The sequence below is a fragment of the Blastopirellula sediminis genome (genome assembly GCF_020966755.1).
Classification (GTDB): Bacteria; Planctomycetota; Planctomycetia; order Pirellulales; family Pirellulaceae; genus Blastopirellula; species Blastopirellula sediminis.
The window spans coordinates 797,659-817,311 of sequence record NZ_JAJKFT010000002.1 but is presented as its reverse complement, the minus strand read 5'-3'; the positions used below and the strand labels follow the sequence as shown (position 1 = coordinate 817,311).

At 58.0% G+C, this 19,653-nt stretch carries 18 protein-coding genes; 10 read left to right on the top strand and 8 right to left on the bottom strand.

Annotation, left to right across the window (positions count from 1 at the left end; translation table 11 throughout):
• Positions 1–51: 51 nt before the first annotated feature.
• Positions 52–1,530 (top strand): c-type cytochrome, encoded by a 1,479-nt coding sequence (locus LOC68_RS03670; RefSeq protein WP_230215887.1) that lies wholly within the window; start codon positions 52–54, stop codon positions 1,528–1,530.
• Positions 1,531–1,569: 39 nt separating this feature from the next.
• Positions 1,570–3,408, top strand: coding sequence for a c-type cytochrome (locus tag LOC68_RS03665; protein ID WP_230215885.1), 1,839 nt, complete (start codon positions 1,570–1,572; stop codon positions 3,406–3,408).
• 159 nt (positions 3,409–3,567) lie between these two features.
• On the opposite strand, the gene LOC68_RS03660 is transcribed toward LOC68_RS03665, so the two are convergent.
• From LOC68_RS03660 to LOC68_RS03650, 3 genes are all read right to left on the bottom strand, one after another.
• The gene (locus LOC68_RS03660) at positions 3,568–4,389 is read right to left on the bottom strand and encodes a class II glutamine amidotransferase (protein ID WP_230215883.1); all 822 of its coding nucleotides are present in this window, start codon (positions 4,387–4,389) and stop codon (positions 3,568–3,570) included.
• A 174-nt stretch (positions 4,390–4,563) separates the two neighbouring features.
• On the bottom strand, positions 4,564–6,090 hold the full coding sequence (locus LOC68_RS03655; RefSeq protein ID WP_230215881.1) for a DUF6896 domain-containing protein: 1,527 nt from the start codon (positions 6,088–6,090) through the stop codon (positions 4,564–4,566).
• Between the two features lie 269 nt (positions 6,091–6,359).
• The gene (locus tag LOC68_RS03650; protein WP_230215879.1) at positions 6,360–7,070 is read right to left on the bottom strand and encodes a DUF502 domain-containing protein; all 711 of its coding nucleotides are present in this window, start codon (positions 7,068–7,070) and stop codon (positions 6,360–6,362) included.
• Positions 7,071–7,227: 157 nt separating this feature from the next.
• Here LOC68_RS03650 and LOC68_RS03645 point away from each other — a divergent pair, with 157 nt between their 5' ends.
• The 3 genes from LOC68_RS03645 (at position 7,228) to LOC68_RS03635 (ending at position 10,047) form a co-directional block, all read left to right on the top strand.
• A complete protein-coding gene (locus LOC68_RS03645; RefSeq protein ID WP_230215876.1) occupies positions 7,228–8,127 on the top strand; it encodes a 3-keto-disaccharide hydrolase in 900 nt (299 codons plus the stop codon).
• A 308-nt stretch (positions 8,128–8,435) separates the two neighbouring features.
• Positions 8,436–9,461, top strand: a complete 1,026-nt coding sequence (locus LOC68_RS03640; RefSeq protein ID WP_230215874.1) for an acyl-CoA desaturase — start codon at positions 8,436–8,438, stop codon at positions 9,459–9,461.
• Between the two features lie 157 nt (positions 9,462–9,618).
• A complete protein-coding gene (locus LOC68_RS03635; RefSeq protein WP_230215872.1) occupies positions 9,619–10,047 on the top strand; it encodes an SMI1/KNR4 family protein in 429 nt (142 codons plus the stop codon).
• 16 nt (positions 10,048–10,063) lie between these two features.
• Here the strand turns inward: LOC68_RS03635 and LOC68_RS03630 are convergent, their stop codons facing one another.
• Positions 10,064–10,867 (bottom strand): response regulator transcription factor, encoded by an 804-nt coding sequence (locus tag LOC68_RS03630; protein WP_230215932.1) that lies wholly within the window; start codon positions 10,865–10,867, stop codon positions 10,064–10,066.
• A gap of 21 nt (positions 10,868–10,888) precedes the next feature.
• On the bottom strand, positions 10,889–11,848 hold the full coding sequence (locus tag LOC68_RS03625; protein WP_230215869.1) for a sensor histidine kinase: 960 nt from the start codon (positions 11,846–11,848) through the stop codon (positions 10,889–10,891).
• A gap of 264 nt (positions 11,849–12,112) precedes the next feature.
• On the opposite strand from LOC68_RS03625, the gene LOC68_RS03620 reads away from it, so the two are divergent.
• Positions 12,113–13,060 carry a hypothetical protein gene (locus tag LOC68_RS03620; RefSeq protein WP_230215867.1) on the top strand — a complete coding sequence of 316 codons (948 nt, stop codon included), beginning with the start codon at positions 12,113–12,115 and terminating at the stop codon, positions 13,058–13,060.
• 204 nt (positions 13,061–13,264) lie between these two features.
• On the opposite strand, the gene LOC68_RS03615 is transcribed toward LOC68_RS03620, so the two are convergent.
• Positions 13,265–13,711: a tellurite resistance TerB family protein gene (locus tag LOC68_RS03615; protein WP_230215865.1), complete on the bottom strand. Its 447-nt coding sequence runs from the start codon at positions 13,709–13,711 to the stop codon at positions 13,265–13,267.
• A gap of 69 nt (positions 13,712–13,780) precedes the next feature.
• Positions 13,781–14,194, bottom strand: coding sequence for a tellurite resistance TerB family protein (locus LOC68_RS03610; RefSeq protein WP_230215863.1), 414 nt, complete (start codon positions 14,192–14,194; stop codon positions 13,781–13,783).
• 709 nt (positions 14,195–14,903) lie between these two features.
• Here LOC68_RS03610 and LOC68_RS03605 point away from each other — a divergent pair.
• From LOC68_RS03605 to LOC68_RS03590, 4 genes are all read left to right on the top strand, one after another.
• A complete protein-coding gene (locus LOC68_RS03605; RefSeq protein ID WP_230215861.1) occupies positions 14,904–15,764 on the top strand; it encodes a DMT family transporter in 861 nt (286 codons plus the stop codon).
• A gap of 158 nt (positions 15,765–15,922) precedes the next feature.
• On the top strand, positions 15,923–16,822 hold the full coding sequence (locus tag LOC68_RS03600; protein ID WP_230215859.1) for a DUF1559 domain-containing protein: 900 nt from the start codon (positions 15,923–15,925) through the stop codon (positions 16,820–16,822).
• Between the two features lie 51 nt (positions 16,823–16,873).
• Positions 16,874–17,293: a carboxypeptidase-like regulatory domain-containing protein gene (locus LOC68_RS03595; protein WP_230215857.1), complete on the top strand. Its 420-nt coding sequence runs from the start codon at positions 16,874–16,876 to the stop codon at positions 17,291–17,293.
• Positions 17,294–17,408: 115 nt separating this feature from the next.
• Positions 17,409–18,125 (top strand): DUF642 domain-containing protein, encoded by a 717-nt coding sequence (locus LOC68_RS03590; protein WP_230215855.1) that lies wholly within the window; start codon positions 17,409–17,411, stop codon positions 18,123–18,125.
• 19 nt (positions 18,126–18,144) lie between these two features.
• Here LOC68_RS03590 and LOC68_RS03585 read toward each other — a convergent pair whose 3' ends face one another.
• Positions 18,145–19,587, bottom strand: coding sequence for an MFS transporter (locus LOC68_RS03585; protein WP_230215853.1), 1,443 nt, complete (start codon positions 19,585–19,587; stop codon positions 18,145–18,147).
• Positions 19,588–19,653 lie beyond the last annotated feature (66 nt).

Genomic DNA, 19,653 nt, shown 5'->3' with positions numbered 1-19,653 from the left:
CGAATTTCCTGCCCGTTTTACCCACCTGACGGACGCTCGAAGGCAGCCAACATGGACTTTCCGATCTTTCACCTCGACGGCATGGGAAATCGCATGCTGATCGCCGTCATCGCGATCATCCATGTCATGATCAATCATCCCTTGGCGGTCGGGATTTATCCGTTGATCACGCTGCTCGAATGGCGGGGGCGAAAGCTAGGGGACGAGCGGCTCGACCAATTCGCCAAGCGGATTACCTTCGTCGTCTTTATCATTACCACGTCGCTCGGGGCGCTGACGGGCGTCGGAATCTGGTTCTCCACGTCGCTCGTCGCCCCGTTTGCGATTGGTAGTTTGATCCGGGTTTTCTTCTGGGCCTGGTTTGCCGAGTGGATCGTCTTCATCACCGAGGTGATGCTGATCCTCCTCTACTACATGACCTGGGATCGCTGGAATGAAGGACGGGCCAAGTCGTGGCATATCGGCCTCGGCGTTACTCTCTCGCTGATGTCGTGGGCGACGATGGCGATCATCGTGGCGATCCTTGGCTTCATGATGTCGGTCGGCAGCTGGGAACAAGGATCCGACCTGCTGACGGCAGTCCTCAATCCCATCTATCTGCCGCAGTTGGCGTTCCGCACGACGTTGGCCCTGGCCACTGCGGGACTATTCGCCTGGTTCATGATCGGGTTGATCCCGAAATCGCAGCAGGACCTGCGGGTGCAAGTGACCCGGTTCGTGTCGGCCTGGACGTTGTTTTGGATGCCGTTTTGGGGACTCGCCGCGTGGTGGTACATGTCGGTCGTGCCGGACGCGATGAAGGGCCTGATTCCGCTCGGCATGATGACGCAGAAGTTCATTACCTGGCAGGATGCGCTACTCTGGGCGAGCGTCGGCGTGATCAGCTTTATCGGGATCGTGGCGCTGACCGGGCTGCTGAAGCCGCGCTGGGTGCCGCGAGCCGCGCTGTTGATTCCGTTCTTCCTGGGGATCGCGCTCTTGGGGCACTTTGAACGGGTGCGCGAGTTCATCCGCAAGCCGTACGTCATCGCCGGCTTCATGTATTCGAACGGCGTTCGCGTCGACGAAGTCGAGTTTTACCGCCAGCACGGGATCCTCCCTTACTCCAGCTTTTCGTCGGTGACCAAGGTAACCGAAGAGAACAAGCTGGCGGCCGGCAAAGACTTGTTCGTCATCTCCTGCTCGCGCTGTCATACGACCAACGGAATGAACGGCATCGACGCCAAGTTGACCAAGCTGTACGGCGAGCAGTGGGATCCGGCCCAGATGAACAGCTTCGTTCGCGGTATGCATCTATCGCATCCCTACATGCCCCCCTTCCCTGGCAACGAGCAGGAATCGGAAACGCTGGTCGCCTACCTGATAGATCTGCATGAAAACCCGGCCGTGATCGCAGGCGCGCAGGTCGCCGGTATCCCGCATCCGATCGGCGTCGCCAGAGAAGAGGAGCAATCGGAGCGACTCGACGGCGGCAGCGTTGCGGCCGGACTGCCGGTGATTGAAAAGCAAGCGGAACGGAACCTCGATTAGTCACGCACTTCTTCTGAGATAGCTACAAGGCGAAAACCGATGGAAAACTGGACCTGGTTCGCGGAGACCGTCGTTCCCCGCGATATCGCATTGCCGTTGCCGGTCGACGCGGAAGTGCTGCGCAGTCTGCTGATTCCGCTGTTTCTGTTGCATATCCTGTTCGTCAACTTGATGGTCGGCGGCACGATCCTGGCGACCCTCTTCGAGTGGATGGGCTATCTGCAGCGTGAGTCGAAATGGGATCGCCTGGCCGAAAAGATCGCCGAGACGGTGACCGTCAACAAAAGCATGGCGGTGGTGCTCGGCGTGGGGCCGCTCTTGATCGTCAACTTGCTTTACACGCTGACGTTCTACTCGTCGAACGCGCTGACCGGGCACGCGTGGATCTTGATCGTGCCGCTGGTGACGCTCGCCTTTTTGCTTACCTACTTGCATAAGTACACCTGGAATCGGTGCGAAAGCGGCGTCTGGAAGCTGCTGCACATCTGGGTCGGCATGCTGTCGACGTTCCTCTTTCTGACGATCCCCTTCATCTTTTTGGGGAACGTCAATCTGATGAACTATCCCGACAAGTGGTACGACGTCCAGGGGTTCTTCTCGGCGCTCAATATTGGCAACGGCAACGTCTACTTCCGCTATCTCCACTTTGTCGTCGCGTCGATTGCGGTGACCTCGCTCTTCCTCTGCATGTGGCTCACCTACAGCCAACGCGTTCGCAACATGCTGCCGGAAGGATTTACGGCCCCAGGCATTCGCCGCACCTTCTATTCGATCGCGTTCTACGTCACCATGGCGCAGTTTGTAATTGGGCCGACATTGCTGCTGGTGCTGCCGCGAGTTGGGCTGAGCACGTTCATGCTCAGTGCGATATTGACCGGCGCCTGTTTGGGCGTCGTGCTGCTGGTGCTGATGAAGATCGAAATCAACGCCAGCGACGAGCGAATCGGTCGGCTCTGGCTGCCGATCTACTTTGTGTTTCTGTTCGTCGCCTTTTCGATGGGCGCCGGCCGCCAGCAATACCGCGACAACTCTTTGCAATCGTTCAACGTGGCGGTCGCCCAGCGAACTGCGGCGTTCCGACATGAAGTTGATATGTTCAACGTGGAGTTCGCCAAAGGGATGGCCGGCCCGCAGTCGGGCGAGCAGCTCTTCAAGATGGTCTGCGCCTCGTGTCACCAGGTCGACGTCGCCAAGGCGGCGCCGACGCTGAAGGAGATCTACGAGCTGCACAAAGACAAGCCAGAAGAGATTGTGGCCTGGGCGACGGCGCCAGGCTACAAGCGAAAGCAGTTCAACAAGATGCCGCCGATGGCCCACTTGGGACAAGATAAGCTCGCCCTGATCGCCGACTACATGCTGGAGATCGGCAGCGGCAAGAAGGAACTGGTGATCGACGACTCGAACTGGATTCGCACGCTCGATCCCGACGCAGTCGCGCAGACGGCGGCCGAAGCTTCCGGCGACGCGAACGCCGGGGCTGCGCTGTTCGTGTCGCAAACCTGCGTCTCGTGTCACCGTAGCGTCGACGGCGCCAAACCAATCGGCCCGCCGCTGGAAGGGATCGCCAAGCGTCTGAAGAAAGAGGAGATCATCGAGTCGATCTTGAAGCCATCGGCCAAGATCGCCGAAGGGTACGAGTCGTGGAGCCTGCTCACCTTTGACGGCCAGGTCCTGACCGGCATGATCGTCGAAGAAAACGAAGACGAAGGAACGCTCAAGCTGCGTCAGCCTGACGGCAAGATCATCGAACTGCTGGAAGACGATATCGATGGAATGAAGAAGCAAGACCTGTCGACCATGCCGGCCGGCGTGGTCGATAACATTTCGCCAGAGCAGTTGGCCGACTTGGTCGCCTATTTGCAATCGCTAGAGAAGTAAACCGATAGAAGCCTGCAGCGCGAGCGAGGGAAATGCGGCCGCAAGTTATGTAGATTTGCGCGTCTGGTCATCGGCGTGTCGTGCTGCCCCGCGACTGCCGATGCCAGGCCGCATCCTTTCGGCAGGCACGGCCTGCCCTACGCGACGTGGCAAATCGCCTTATGAAAACGCCGGCTCAAACGGCGTGATCGTCGTCCGCTCGGCGTTGACCGTCAGCAGCGATCCCTCCGGCACTTCTTCCCAGTGTTCGGTCACTTCGTCGAGCGGTTCGGAGAGGACGATCGCCGCTCCTTCCGGTAGCGGCGCGTAGGTTCCGTCGATCGAGCGGAGCGCATTGACGTGACGGCTGTGATAGAGAGTTCGCGACTCCCCGTCGCTGGCGTAGCGGACCGCCCAAATGCGCTCGCCGTCAGTCGTGCAGGCGCTGAAGTTGAACGGCTGGTCGATTTCGGCCGCTTGTTTGATCTGCTCGACATGCGCGATCATCTTCGCCAACGCGGCCGGCGGATCGTCACGCAGGCCAAACGTCAGCGCGAGATAGAAGAGCGTTTCCGAATCGGTCGAGCCTTCGACAAAAGGGAACAAGCGCGGATCGATATCGAACAGCAACCGTCGTTTCAGGCGGCGAAATTCAGGGACCGAGCCATTGTGTTGAAACAGCCAGTTCTCGAAGGCGAACGGATGGCAGTTGGTCCGCTGAATCGGCGTTCCGGTCGCTGCCCGGACGTGGGCGAGAAACAGCCGCGAATGGATATGGTCGGCCAGATGCTGAAAGTTGAGGTCGTTCCACGCGGGATGGGTCTCGCGATAAAGGCCCGGCGCGAGCTCCTCTCCATACCAACCGACGCCAAAGCCGTCCCCATTGGTCGTCTCGACATTCTGCCGCGCATGCCGACTCTGATCGATCAGCGAATGATCAGGACGAGTCAAGAGCGCGCTCAAACGGAGCGAAGGGCCGTGATACGCGAGCCAACGACACATGGGGCGGTTTCCTCTCGAAGAAGCTCGGCTGGGGTTCCTTTTATTGTGCCGCTAGGGGAACTGGCGTCAAACGAGAAACGCCGCGTCACAGAGCCCCTTTGCCTCGGATTTAGTTCGGCTGCGCGATAGTTCGCTGGAATGTCGCCATGTCGAGGAAGTGAGGCATTCGCCTCGCTACAACGTCTCAGGCGGAACGACCTGTTTTACTTGTTGCACGCGATCAAATAGCTGTTGCATTTCGTATTGCACGTGCGCGGCCTTATGCTTGAGCGACAATTCGCTCATCGAATAGAAGGGGCCGAGTTGGCGGCCGTTGACTTCGATGTAGGAACCGACCTCGTTCTCGTGCGGGTTCCGTTCTTCCCAGGCCAGCACCGCTTGCTCCAGTTCGGGATCGCAAAGTTCCAGCAAGGCCGCACGGGCGTCGGCTGTCGCGTGCTGATCGTCCGAACTGTCCAGCGCCCGCAGTAATTCGCGTCGGCTCCAGGGCGCGTTGATCAGCGCGAGGATCGCCGCAACCTCAGTCCGGCAGCCCGGTACGCCGGATTGAAACGTCTTACGGATCAGCGGCAATGTCAGCTCCGGCGCGTTTTCGAGCGACAGAAGTACCGCTTCGGCGATTTCGGTTCCGCCGGCTCGAGAGAGCGCCGGAACTACGACATCGAGCCTATATTGCTTCCGGAGGAGGAATTTTAACGCGTTCATCCAGTTGCGAGGTTCCGGGATTTGGCCTTCCGGATGAACGCGAGTAAAGAGCTGATACGCCGGCTCGCACCAGCGCGGATCGTCCGACGCGTCGATCACCTCCAAGGCTGCCGAGATCTTTCCGCCGGGCGGGCCCAATAGCGTCGTCATTAAATAGGCGTCGAGTTCGGGCGCCTGCAGATCTGCCAGGGCCTGTAGTGCGTAGGCGCCCTTAAAGTCTTGGTCGAGAAAAGCGACAAGTCGCCGCCGCCATTCGGCGCGGCATTGTGCCGCATAAGGGGTGACCCGCTCGGGCAACGCCCCGATCTCGCTCACCTCTTTTTCCGCCGCCGGCCAATCTCCGATCGATCCGGCCAGTGCTGCGCGGCGGTCGACATTTTCCCATGCGATGCAAAAGGCGTCGACGTCGCTGGCGATCGCCAAGACTTCGTCCGACAGTCGATAGGGATTGGCGTCACGCCCAGGTAATGGCGTCAATCCGCCCGCGATCAAGAGCTCTTGGAGCGTAAGCGTAATCGTATCGGCGGTGGGATGGAGTTCGAGCAGCCGCCGTTCCGGCGGTTCCGGCCGGCGGAGCGACTTCAGGTAATTCTCGTAGAAAAAGGTGTCGAAGTAGTCGGCGGTGTTGTCCATGAAGTCGACGTCAATTTCGATGCCGTCCACTTTGTGGCTGAGGCGACACCCATTGCCATGAAAGTAATACTCCCATTCGGGCATGCCAGGTACGGAGCCGTGTCGGGCGATCTCGTCGGGATGTCCGAATGCGCCCATCGCCGCCAGTCTTTTCGGATCCCCCTGCAAACGCGTTTTGATGATCTCGGCGACCCATTGCTGTCGGCGGTGATGCCGAACCAGGCCGATCAACGTCCACGTCATCCACGGAGGCGGCAGCTCATCAACAACTGGTTGAAGTTCCAGGATGTCGGTCAGATCCCCTGGCGGCTCGTCGCTGAGACGCCGAAAGCGTTCTAGTAATGCGTCCAGGCGTTGTTTCATTTTTTTGCCAAAGAAGAGGCCTAAGTCAGGCCAAGGCCTGACCTACCGCTTAATCCTCTTGGTGATCCTCGTACCGCTCAAACAGCTCAAAGATCGGCGCCGCCAATCGATCGCGATATTCTGCCGCATCGCCGAGATTTCTCATCACACGGACCAATTGCCAGCGGCGCTAACTCCGATTCTTCGTAAAACGCTCGTCGTCGACGCCTGATCCACAACTTGCAACCGCATTTCCCTCGCTCGCGCTTCGGGCTACCAATGGCCGCGGTCTACTCTGCTGTCGGCTCGTCGGCTTTCACTTTTGCCGTTTTCAAACCTTTGCCGGTCGTCTTCAGGAACTGCGGCGACGTGACGCCCATCGACAGGTAGATGCTCATCAAGCCGTCGACGGACATGTCGACGGGGTGGACCGCTTCGCAGGGGACGAAGACGATGCCGCCGGTCATGGGGATCGGCGAGGTGGGGAGATAGACGCCGTGGTGTTCGACGCCGTTGATGTCGAAGCGATCGGAGGTTGGCATCAAGGCGAGGATGCCGGCGCCATTTTCTTTGCCGAAGATGACGAAGACCGCCTGCATGCCGCGGAGCTCTTCGTTGTCTCCTTTGTCGAGCATGCCGACCAATTGCCGAGCGGTGTTGTAAAGCTTGCCAATCAGCGGGACGCGGCTGATCACCGAGTCGACCATCGCAGCCATGGTGTTTTTCAGCCCCATTTCGACCAACACGCCGATGCCGAAGACGATCGCGAGTACGATGACCCAGCCGAAGATATAGGCGAGGTAACCTTCTTCCAGGTTGCCGTTCATGCCCATTTTTTTCAGACCTAGGCCGACGAAGGAATCGGGCCCGACGAATCCGTTAAGAAATCCGACCAGCCAGATCACGATCATCGCGGTCAACACGAGCGGCATCACCGCCAAAATTCCGGCCAAAAAGTAGCGTAAAAATCGTTGCCACAGCGCAGAAGTGATTCGTCGCATCGTCAAATTCCGAAAAGGTGTTCGTCATGACCGGAAGTAGCGGCCGCCAACGTGACTTGGGATCGGCTACGAACTAGAATAACGGTTCTGCACGCCCCTGTAGCCGCCAATTCTGGGAAATTTCGGGCGGCGCCTGCCCTATGGAGAATAACCCCTGATGAAGAGTCTAAGTTTCTGCGCCGCCTTGGGCGCTCTCGTTTTGTCGACCGCTTCGTTCACTTCGGCCGGCGAATGGAAAAGCGGAATCGAATGGCCCGAACCGCCGATGGTCACGCCGGGCGAAAAGTCGGGCGACGCTCCTTCCGACGCGATCGTGTTGTTTGACGGGACCGACCTGTCGAAATGGAACGGCGGCGAGAAGTGGATCATCAAAGATGGTTACGCCGAAGTGGCGAAAGGTGGGATCTCGACCAAGGATGAATACGGCGACATGCAGTTGCATGTCGAGTTCGCTTCGCCCGAGGTGGTGAAAGGCTCTGGTCAAGGTCGCGGCAACAGCGGCATCTTTTTGTTCGGCAAGTACGAAGTGCAAGTGCTCGATTCGTACGACAATCCGACCTACTTCGACGGCCAGTCCGCTTCGATCTACAAGCAGTCGCCCCCGATGGTTAACGCGTCGCGCAAGCCGGGCGAGTGGCAAAGCTACGACATCATCTTCAACGCGCCGACCTTCAAGAAGGATGGGACGTTCGACAAGCCGGGGCATGTGACGGTGCTGCACAACGGCATCCTGGTGCAGAACAACTTCGAGTTGCTCGGCGCGACCAAATGGGATAGCCCGCCGAAGCCGGAGAAGCATGGCCCGAAGGGACGCATCGAGCTGCAGTTCCACGGCAACCCGGTCCGCTTCCGCAATATCTGGCTGCGGGAACTGAAGCCGCTGGAAGGGAAAATGGCGGCGCCGAAACCGACCGAAGAAGCGAAGCCGGAAGTGAAAAAAGAAGAGCCGAAACCGGAGCCGAAAAAGGAAGAAAAGAAGGCTGCCGAGGCGAAAAAGCCGGCCGAGAAAAAGGAAGAAAAGCCAGCCGAACCGGCCGTCGAAAAGAAGGCCGAGTAGGGGCGAGTCAAGCCTAAGCTTGCGACTGGAAATTTGGAACGCCGCTGCGACTGCCCGCAGCGGCGTTTTTTGTGCCCCCCTGGCGGCGTGATAGCAGGGGTTAAACGGGCGGATTTGAGGCGTAAATGCCGAGGGAAGCGGACGTTACCGCGAATGTTACACAACTATTACGAAATTCCGACGTTCCGTTTACTCACTTTCACTCGACACTCTTTACAATCACTGCGAATGAAATCAGGCGCCCGATCGCGGAAAGATGGATTTCCCGTTTTTCGGACGCGACCTCTCCCATGGATTGATGAGCCACCATGTCGATTGTCACCGATGAAAACAAAGATGCGGGGGACGACTTCGAAAATGACGCCGTCTCCCAAGAGGATTGGAACGAGTCCAATCTGGTAACCGAAACCAAACCGGCCAAGAAGACCGTGACGCGTAAGCCGCGTCGCATCGAACCGCCGATCGCCGAAAAGCTGCGTGACCGTTACGCGGCTGGGTTCGCGTGGATCATCTTCGGCTGGATCGCGGGGATTCACGCGGTCGCTTTGGCGGCGCCGTTCTACTTCTCGTGGAGCGGCTTCGCGATCTTTATGGTCTTTTACGTCCTGACCGGTTGCGTCGGCATTACGCTCGGCTTCCACCGGTTGCTGACCCACACCAGCTTCCAGGTTCACTACCCGACTCGAATGCTGCTCGCCTTTATCGGCGGTCTGGCGGGGGAAGGTTCGGCGCTCGACTGGGTCGCGATGCACCGTAAGCATCACGCCCACAGCGACCAGGAAGAAGACCCGCACTCGCCGATCCATGGCGGTCTGTGGTCGCACATGCTGTGGCTCTTCCCGTTCCGCAACGCCGCCGAACAGCGTTCGATCCACGAACGTTGGGCGCCAGACTTGTTGAAAGAACGGGGAATGCGTTTCCTGAACTACGCGTTCATCCCGTCGCACTTGCTGTTGGGCGCCACGATGGCGATCGGCGGCTACATGTACGGCGGCAGCTACTACGCGATCTCGTGGGTGCTGTGGGGGATGTTCGCTCGTTTGGTGCTCGTGCTGCACGTCACCTGGTTCGTGAACTCGGCCTCGCACATCTGGGGCTACACCAACTACGAAACGACCGACCAGAGCAAGAACCTGTGGTGGGTCGGCCTGACCGCCTTCGGCGAAGGTTGGCACAACAATCACCACGCCTATCCCCGCATGGCCAACCATGGTCACAAGTGGTGGGAATTCGACCTGACCTACAACATCATCCGCGCGATGAAGCTGACCGGTCTGGCCTGGAACGTGGTCGACTACAAGAAGCGAAGCAAAGACGGCTCGGCGATTCACTAATCGCCGCGATCGCTGCACAAAAAGAGAGGGCCCTGGTTGGCCCTCTTTTTTTATGCATCTGCTTTACCGGCGCCATGCTCTTTTCGCGAAGTCGCGACAAGAGCATGGCGCCAGGCACTCTCCTTGTGCCTCGCTAGACGAGGCTGGAATTCGACGTATGCGAAAGCTCGAAGAACTTGGCTTTTCACGTGGGACTCGGCACGCCGGTTTGGTTGTCGCCTTGGAGAGCGGTGAGACGGCGTTGCCCGCTGACTATATTGCGTTTCTCAGCTACGAGGCTCCCAGCGATCTGGAGCTCGGCTTCAAGTTTGTTCAGGCCGACGCCAAGCAGCAGTGGGAAGGGCAAGTCGTCGAGTTCATGCGATACGAATCGGGCGGTATTGATTCGGCGGTGATGGCGCCCACCGACGATGAAGACCGTAAGCTGTTGCCAATCGCCGCCGATGCCGGGGGGAACTATCTCTACCTTGACTTGATGACAAGTCCGATGCGAGTCGTCGACGTGAGTTACGAAACCGGTACGATTTCGCAGGTCGCGAGCAGTTTTGGGGAATTCATCGATATCCTCTATACCTTGGATGAGTAAGGCGACGAATTGCCACCTAGTCAGTCGAAGGTTCTTCCGGCAGCGTTTCTTCCGCTTCGGCCGATTGCTCCCCTTCCGGGGTTCCGCTCGCCAAAAACTGATAGCCGGCGTCGCGGATCGTGATGAAGTGCTGCGGGTTGGACGGATCGCGTTCGAATAGCTTCCGCAGCCGCAGGATGAACTGGTCGGGCGCCCGGGTGATGATGTTCGGCGACATCTCCCAGACTTCGGTCAGCAGTTCGTTGCGCGGGATGATGCGGCCTTCGTTCTGGCAGAAGTAGCGGAGGAGCTTCGCTTCGAGCTGCGTCAAGCGGACCGTCTTGTCGCCGATCGAGACCTGGAACGAGTCAAAGTCGATTTTAACGTTGCTGAACTCGTATTGCCGCATCGCCTCCGGCTCTTCGCGGCTGCGGCTTTGTTCGCGGCGATTGCGGGCGGCGAGCAGGTTCTTCACACGGCTGATGAACTCGTCGAGATCGAACGGCTTCATCATGTACTGATCGGCGCCGACGTCGAACCCACGCTTGCGATCTTCGGAGAGGGTCCGAGCGCTGAGGATCAAAATCGGCATATCCTCGCCATTGGCCCGGATCGTCTCGCAGACAGCGTAGCCGCTCATGCCGGGGAGCATCAGGTCGAGAATCACCAGGTCGATCTGCCGCGGGCTTTTCTCGACCACTTCGAGCGCGCTGCGGCCATCCTCGACGACGGTGACGTCGAACCCTTCCGCTTCCAAGTTATAACGAATGCCGATCGCGAGGTGCGCTTCGTCCTCGACGACCAGAATTCGCGTCTGTTCTTTTGACTTACCACCGTGCATCGGCACGACGTCCTCTCTGGCTTATGCCGCGTTCTGTTCTTCGCTGGGCGGGTTCTCGATCAGCGGCCGCGCCCCAGGCAAGGTGACGATAAAGCGTGTCCCCTGCCCTTGCCGTCCGTCCAATACTTTAACGGATCCTTTGAGCCGTCGCACGAGCGTCCGGACGATGTACAAACCGAGCCCGGTCCCCGGCTTTTCCCGTTGCAGTTCGAGCCCCAAGCGGACGAACCGACCGAAGATCTTGCGACGCATTCCCTTGGGGATGCCGGGCCCGTTGTCGGAGACTTCGACGACCGCGCGCTGTTGGCTGTCGAGCCGCAAGAAGATCTCGATCAGCGCGTCGCTGCCGGAATATTTCATCGCGTTATCGATCAGGTTGCGGAAGATGATGTCGAGATCTCCCTGGTAGCTGTGCATGACGCACGGCTGCAGGTGAAACTGGATCGTCTCCCGCGGCGCTCGGTACAACAGGAGCGTCGACTCGGCGCAACCGATCAGCAGCTTGTCGAGCCGGATCTCCTCCGCTTCGGCCTCATCGCGGCTCCGATCGAGCCGCCCCGCTTCGAGCAGGTGATTGATCAAGTGGTCGAGCCGTTCGACGTCTTTGAGCATCGTGTCGTAAAACTCGGCCGCTTCCGCCTCCGACACTTTCAGCCGGTTGAGCGTTTGCAGGTAGAGCTTGAGGGAGGCGATCGGGCTCTTCAGTTCGTGCGTGACGCTGTCGATGAAGTTGGCCTGACGGATGTTCAAATTGATCGATTTGATCGACAGCACCAGGTAAAAAATAACGCCCCCCAACACGGTCGACAGAAAAGTGGCGCCGATCGGCAACATCGTCCAGTAGAGGGTGGCCGAATCTTCGTTGTTGTAGGCGCCCCAGACGGTCAGCAGCACCCAGCCGACGATCAACACGACCAGCAGCACGATCATAATGACCGCGATGGTGACCGGGATGCCGATAGGACGTCGGGAGGTGGACATGGGAGATTGGTATAAGAGAGAAATGGAAACCGACTGTGATTATAGCCGGATAAGGAGCGAAGCGAAGGACGAAACAGACGGCGGCACGATTCGTAAAATTGCCGTCTGAATTGTCAAAAAAATGTGGCTTTTCGATTTCGTGATTGGTAGCGTAGTGCAACTCGGGAGAATCGTATCCTGATATCGCTCCTCTCCCTTTTCGTTGGTTTAAGAGTCTTCGAAAGTCGTTCTTTTATGCTCAACCTGGATCGCCTACGAATCTACTTGGGACTGCTGCTTGCGTTTAGCGGTTGGTCGACGCCAGCGACGGCGCAACTGGCGTCGGTCAAGCAAGAAGATTTCAAAATCGAGTTTCCCGATATGGGAATTTCTCTGCCGGGAATTGCTGGGTTTACGCCACGTGATGGCGAAGCTATTTACGACAGCGAAGACGGTTATGCGCTGATTGGCGGGATGCGATTTGAACGTCCGCTGGCGAAAGTGAAGAAGGAATTATCTGCGAAAAGCTTGGGTAAGATCGGGATTCGAGTCCGATCCGAGGAAAAGATGGAGTTGTTGGGGCGTGAATGTTATCGGATCAATACGGAACAAACGTCGGGGGATGTGCTCTACACGAAGATCTTCCTCCTATTTGGAACTGAAGAGCAGACGTACGTCACTTTTGCGCTCTTTCCGAAGAAGGAGATGACGAAGTACGAATCCTCTCTCTTGGATTGCATGAAGAGCATTGAGTTGATTCCGGTCAAGTATCCGTCGCTTGCGGAGTTGGCCTATACAATCGATCGCGTGCCTGGACTGGAAAAAACGGAGATATCCTCACGAGACCGGTCGCTGCATTTAAGTCGAGCTCATTTAACGGACGAAGATCCCCTGGCGCGATTTAGTGTGAGCTACTATCCGAACGCTGAGCCGATCAAAGACTTGCGAGCCTTTTCGATCAAGAGCGAAGGGACAGGCTTCACGAGACTCGGGAAGATCAGATCGGAGAACTTTACGACGGTCGATGGACTTGACGGCTTTGAGTTTGTCGCCGAGCGAGAGGATGGACTTACGCCTTGGAAGGTGACCGGATATCGGCTGACGCTCCAGCTCAAACCAAAAGGCTACGTCGAAATTTTCGGAACGGTTCCTCGCGACGAAGCGGACCAATGGATGGCTCGATTTCGAGATGCGGCGCACTCGTTTCGCATGAAGAAAGACGGCGACAAATAAGGCGATTGTTCAGGGACTACGAGCGCATTTTCCGCGGCCAACGCGACTCGCTGGAAATGGAAACGACCGACCAATTTTCCCATTCCCAAGAAACAACAAGCCGACGACTCCGGTAGCGAAGTCGTCGGCCATGTTGACGATGCGGTTGGGCTGTTTCATCTCCGCCAGTCGCTTTCCCAGTGAGAAAGCGAGGTGGAAAAACGGTTAGCCCTGATTTTTGTAGACCATCACTTGTACGATCGTCTTGGCTCGCTGCGAATCCATTTCGAGCTTGATCATCAGGTCGTCGATAAACGCCTTTTCGTCCGCTTCGACCACGCCGTCGGCCAGGACGATATCGCACGCGTTGGCGAAGACCGTTTCGCGCAGTTCCGGCGGGACGGCCGGGATGGCGACGGCGATCAGTTTCTCGGGACCGCCGCGTTTCAGGACGCCCAACAGGCGATCCATCATCGAGCTGAATTTGTGGGGCGGGACATTCTGATACATCTTCATCCGCGACAGCGTCGTAATGAGCGCCCCGACTTCTTCGTCCGCGATATGACCGTCGCAGGCCGAAGCGGCCAACAGCGTGCCGGCGAAGCCTTCCTGAGGACCGAACTGTTCAGGAGCGAAGGAGGAGTCGTCAAATACATCATCGAAAAGTGACATGAGATATTCCAAATCGTCTGAGGGTTTGGTTGGGTTGGCGACCAACGTGCGGTCTTGAAGTGGAGCCGGTTAGCCCTTGTTCTTGATGACCATCACTTCGGCGATCGTTTTGGCGACTTTCGGATCAATTTGCAGCTTGTCGCGCAAACGTTCCATGAAAATCTTCTCGTCGTTTTCGACCACGCCGTCCGCCAGCACGATGTCGCATGCGTTGGCGAAAGCCGCTCGTTTCAGATCTTGCGGAAGGGTTTCGGTGCAAGCGTCGATCAACGCTTCGACCCCCTTCTTCTTCATCAAGCCGTGCAGTTTGTTCAGGGTTTTACCGAACTGGCGGCCATCGTATCGCTGGTAGAGCTTCATCCGCACCAGGCAGGTAATCAAGCCGGTGACTTCGTCCTCGGCGATATGTCCGTCGCATCCGCTGGCGCCCATCAAAATGCCGGCGAACGCTTCCTGCGGCGTCAGTTTGGAGGAGCTTTCCATCCCTCCAAAAAGTGAATCCAAAAGTCCCATCGTATTCGTATTCCTAATAAGCTCGTGATGTCAGATAAGCTTTTGCCGTTGACGAGTAGGCGTTCGTTTTTTTCCGCGGACATTTTGGAAAAAACGGTTAGGCGAAGCCTGACTTCTTGTCGCCTGGTTATGGTTAATTGTCTCGTTAGAGACGTCTCCAAAAAACTTTCGGGTCTTCGATTCGCATTACTTGAAAGGAATCGACGACCACTTCTCCTCCGGTTGCCGGCGGCGCGGCAATCTCGATCGACTTTCCAACAGGGCTACAAGACATTTTCGAGCCCGGCAATCGCTAGGCTCAATCGTGCGTCGGACTTGTCAAGTAAGAAAGCCGAGGGGGTTTGAGTAGCCGAGATTATGGATTCCAATCGGGCCAGCGTCAAAGGTTTTCTCGCTGCTCGGCGCGAGCGATTTTTGGCAAACTCGCCGTCTGGCGGAATGGCTGGGCAAAACGCCGATAAGTTGACGTTTGTTAAGGAAAAAAGCGGAGATTGACTGTCCTTTTGTCTTAGGAGCAGTTGCGGTAATCTCCTGCCATATGTGAGCCAGCATTCCTTCCGCAACTCTCTGTTTCTGCTAGGTTAGTGGTCTCGATTATTTCGGAGGCGAACTTTTTTGTGAGATTCGCGTCTGTCGAAGGTCGAATCCCTCTCCATTTCTCACCAACTAGTCCTCCTTCATGCGACCAAGCGACACCATCAAGCTGACGATTTTGGCCTCGATCTGGGGCGCGTCGTTCTTGCTGATGCGAATCATGGCGCCGGCGCTGGGGCCGTTCGGGCTCGCTTCGAGCCGATTGCTGATCGCCGGGATCATTCTGTCGATCTGGTTTACGTCTCGCGGGCTCGAGATCGAGTGGCGCCGCAACTGGCGACAATACACGGTGATCGGCCTGCTCAACGCGGCGATTCCGTTCACCATGTTCGGCGTCGCGGCTCTCTATATTCCGGCTGGATATTCGGCGGTGATCAATGCGACGACGCCTATTTTTGGGGTCGTCTGGAGCGCCTTCATCTTCCAAGACCGCCCTACTCCAATGATGATCGTGGGAGCGATACTCGGTTTGATCGGGGTCGGCGTCATCGCCGGGCTGGGACCGGTTGAAACGTCCTGGGCATTGTTGGCTTCGATTGGCGCCTGTCTGACGGCGGCGATCTGCTATTCGGCGGCTGGGGTCTACATCAAGACTCACACTGGGCGGCTAAAACCGATGGGAGTCGCCAGCGCCGCGCAGTTGATCGGCGGCGCCGTGTTGATCCCGGGCCTCGCGTTCTATCCTCCCAAACCCGAATTGTTCACGCCGACGGTCATCGCCGCGACGATCACGCTGGCGCTCCTGTGCAGCGCCATCGGCTTCGTCCTCTATTACCAATTGCTCGCCGATTGCGGGCCGACCAAGGCGCTGACCGTCACCTACATCGTGCCGGTCTTCGGCGTCTTGTGGGGCGCCCTGTTCCTGGGCGAAACTATCACGCCGGTGATGATCGGCGGAATGGCCCTGGTCATCGGCGGGACGTTTTTGCTGGTGCGGCGGCACTGATTCGGCCGGTACGACCTGCGCAAACTGAGGGGGAGTTAATGTGCAGAGTCGTGAGGATAAATCTGGCCATTTGCGTTAGCATTACTTCGTAGTCGCTGTTTCTTTTCGCGACAGTCAATTCGAAATCCTTCCTATCTCCGCCGCTTGGAGCCGATCTGATGTCACGTCCTGTGAGAACGCGCCCTGCTTTTACGTTAGTCGAACTATTGGTGGTGATCGCGATTATCGGCGTGCTCATTGCACTTCTCTTGCCCGCCGTCCAGCAAGCGCGCGAAGCGGCGCGGCGGATGGCTTGCACCAACAACCTGAAGCAACTCGCACTGGCGACGCACAACTATCACGATACGCATGGCAGCTTCCCTTCGGGCTGGGTGAAGGTCACCGGATCGCAGTTCGTCAACGGCAACTATTGGGGATGGGGGACATTTCTCTTGCCCTTCATCGAGCAAACGGCGATTCATGATCAGATCGACTTTGGCTGGCAGTGGGTAAGCGCACCGTCGGGAGGAAATCCGAACGGATTGATTCCGAGGATCCCGATCAATGGTTTTGTTTGTCCCACCGACGTGATCGGCCCGATCAACACCAAGATGGGAAACAGCGGTACGTCGAATTATATCGCCTCGTTTGGAAATAAGCCGATGAGCGCCGTCTACTATCGGACCTCCGCTAATCGAGGGATGTTCACTGGCGACAGCGCGGTCAAGTTTCGAGACGTTGTCGACGGAACCTCGAACACCATCCTGTTCGGCGAGCGAAGCGGAACCACCGTCGGTTCTATCAGCTACAATGCCGGTCTCTGGGTCGGTTATCGCAACGGCGAAGGCTCGGGGGGACAACCTTATTCCTGCATCGGTCGAGGTCCGGGGAGTGCGACCGACGTCACAAGTGGGATCAACTCCACCAATAACTGGGCGCTCGCCTATTCGCTTCATCCCGGGGGAGCCAATTTCGCCAAAGCGGACGGATCGGTTTCGTTCTATGCCGAGACGATCAATCTCTCGGCTTATCAATACTTGATCCAACGAGACGACGGGCAGGTGATTCCTAACGAGTAAGGATCCTCGAGATCGCTAGTTGGAATCACTTATATTGCGAGGAAATCGCCAATGAATACCTATCTTCGTTGTCTCTGGATCGCCGGATTGTTGGCAGTTGTCGGTTGTGAACCTAACACGGGCGGTTTTGATTACGCGCCTGTTTCCGGCACGGTGACGGTCAATGGGCGGCCGCTGGAAGGGGCGACGGTCGCGTTCGCTCCGCAGGGGGAGTCGCTCAATACAGGTCGCCCTTCGTTGGCTCAGACCGATGCGGATGGGCATTTTCAGCTGCAGACGGTCAACGGCATTGATGGCGCCGTGATCGGGCGGCATCTGGTCGCGATTACCACCAAGCGACTCGACCCAGAAACGCAAGATGTCGTCGCTCGCGAAACGATTCCTGTTCGTTACAACGCTCAATCGGAGTTGTCGTTTGACGTGCCGAAAGAGGGATCGACCAGCGCAAACTTTGATTTGACGTTGAAGTAAACGTCCGCAGCCGTCGCCAAATTCTTGGCAAAGTTCGATTTCGCGAAAACGGCTTCCATTGGTCCGTCGTCTACCGTGGTAGGACTGTTCCTTTCCTTCGCCGCGGAGGCCGATCATGTTTCGGACGCTACTGATCTTGGGAATCATCGCAAGTCTAGGGACGTCGGCCCTGGCGGAAGAAATCGTCTCCAGCGCAGTTCCGCTGGAGCAGAACCCGCTCATCTGCTGGTCGGGCCCGATGCCCAACACGCCGCAGCCGCCAGCGGGTGAATTGATCGGCGGCAGTTTTGAAGAGCCGGTGATCTCGGGCCCCTATCAGGTTTTCTCCAGTTACGGCGCCATGCCGCACGGCTGGGTTATTGAAAGCGGAACGGTCGACATTGTCGGCAACTATTGGGAAGCCCGCAAAGGAAAGCAGTCGCTTGATCTCAGCGGCGCGCATGCCGCACCCGGGACGATTTACCAGGACGTGCGGACCGAAAAAGGCGCCTGGTATCTGCTGCGCTTTGCGGCGTCCGGCAATCCAGAACCGGCTGATCAGCCGACCATCAAAAAGCTACGCGTCTACTTCGACGGCGAATTGCTCGACGAGTTGCAGTTTGACGTCGCCGGCGACGACTTTGAGCATGTGAACTGGCACTATTACAAATACAAAGTCAAAGCGAGCGGCGACGTCTCGCGACTGAAGTTTCAAAGCCTGACCGAGTCGATGTGCGGGCCGATTCTGGATGACGTCTCGATGACGCCGATTTCACCGCCGCAGGAGTTACGGGAACTGCAGCAGTTTCAGGAGCGGCAACTGCAACAGGAGCTTACCTCCCCTGGCGAATAGCGGTCGCCGAGCAAGGGAGTTACTCCTTCGCGGTAGCGACTTGCGCCCCGCGGATCGAGTTGGGCGCTTCTTCCTGCTCTTCCCCTTTGTTAAAAATTCCAAACCGCGGATCGACCAGCGCCCAGCAAATTGCTCCGAACAGGTAGATCACGGCGAAGACGATCAGCACGAGATTCCAGTTGGCGGTTCGTTCGAACAAAAAGCCGACCATGATCGGGCAAACGGCCACCGCCAGATTGCCGGTCATGTTGACCGCTCCCAAAATCTGCGCCACGCGCGATCCGCTGATGTCGATCACCGCGGCGAACATCGCCGGGCCGGCCAATTGAGCGAAAAAGACGCCGACCGTCAGCAGTCCGATCGCAACGGTCGCATCTTGAGCGAACCAACTGCACAAAATCAAAATCGCACAGCCGCCGAGCGCCGCCGCTCCCACGCCGCTGCGGCTAAGCCAGAGATTGCCGGTGCGGCGCCAGATCCAGTCGGTCAACACGCCGCCAGCCAAGCCGCCTAGTAGCGCACCGAGCAGCACGACGCTTTGCATGTAGCCTGACTGCGCGATCGAGACGCCGCGCGTCTCTTGCAAGAAGGTCGGAAACCAGCTGGCGAAAAACATGTAGCCGGCGGCGCGACAAATCTGCTGGCCATGAATCAACCAAAGACCAGGATGCGTGAGCACCGCCCACCAATCGGTCGGTCCGGCGTCATCAGCGGCCGCCGCCAAAATTTGTTGGCGAGGACGATCGGCGACGATCAGTTCTCGTTCGGCCGCGTTCACCGTCGGCGCTTGTTCGGGGCGGTTACGGAAGCGGTGGTAGAAATCAATCGCCCACACAATTCCCAAAGGCGAAATCAACGCGAAGCTCCACCGCCAACCGATCACGCCGAGCAGCACGCCCATCAAGATGCTGGCGGCGATGGCGCCAACTTGCATCCCGGCCGCGAGAACCCCGCAACCGATTGATCGCTGCGACATCGGCATCCAGTAGTTGATGGTATTGGTCGACGCGGGAAAGATCCCGGCCTGCGCGACTCCCATGAAAAGTTGCGCGGCGATCAGCAACCACAGTCCTGGCGCAAGGCCGGTCGCCAGCGTTGTGATCGACCAGGCGATCGCAAAGATCGGCAGCGCGACGCGCGTCCCGTACTTGTGACTGAAGGCGCCGGTCGGAACTTGCAGAAAGGCGTAGCTCCAAAAGAAGGCCGCCATCACGTGTCCCGACTGCGTGAGCGTCAGCCCCAGGTCTTCGCGAATCTGGCTTTCGGCGATGCCGATCGAATTGCGGCAGAGATAGGCAAGCGCCGCGGCGGTCGTCAGCCAACCGACGACCTGGTAACGAATCTTGGTTGCCGGGGCGCCATGCGGCGCGCACTCGGCCGCCATCTCGCGGGTCGTTTCATCTGCAGAGGAAGGATGCGGCGACGCTTCTTGCGGTTCCGCGCTACCAACTCGATCAGCCATTTCAGCGAATCCTGAGTATTTGCAATTGACAAGCGGAGGGCTGGGAAGGGACGGCCGGGGGTTGGC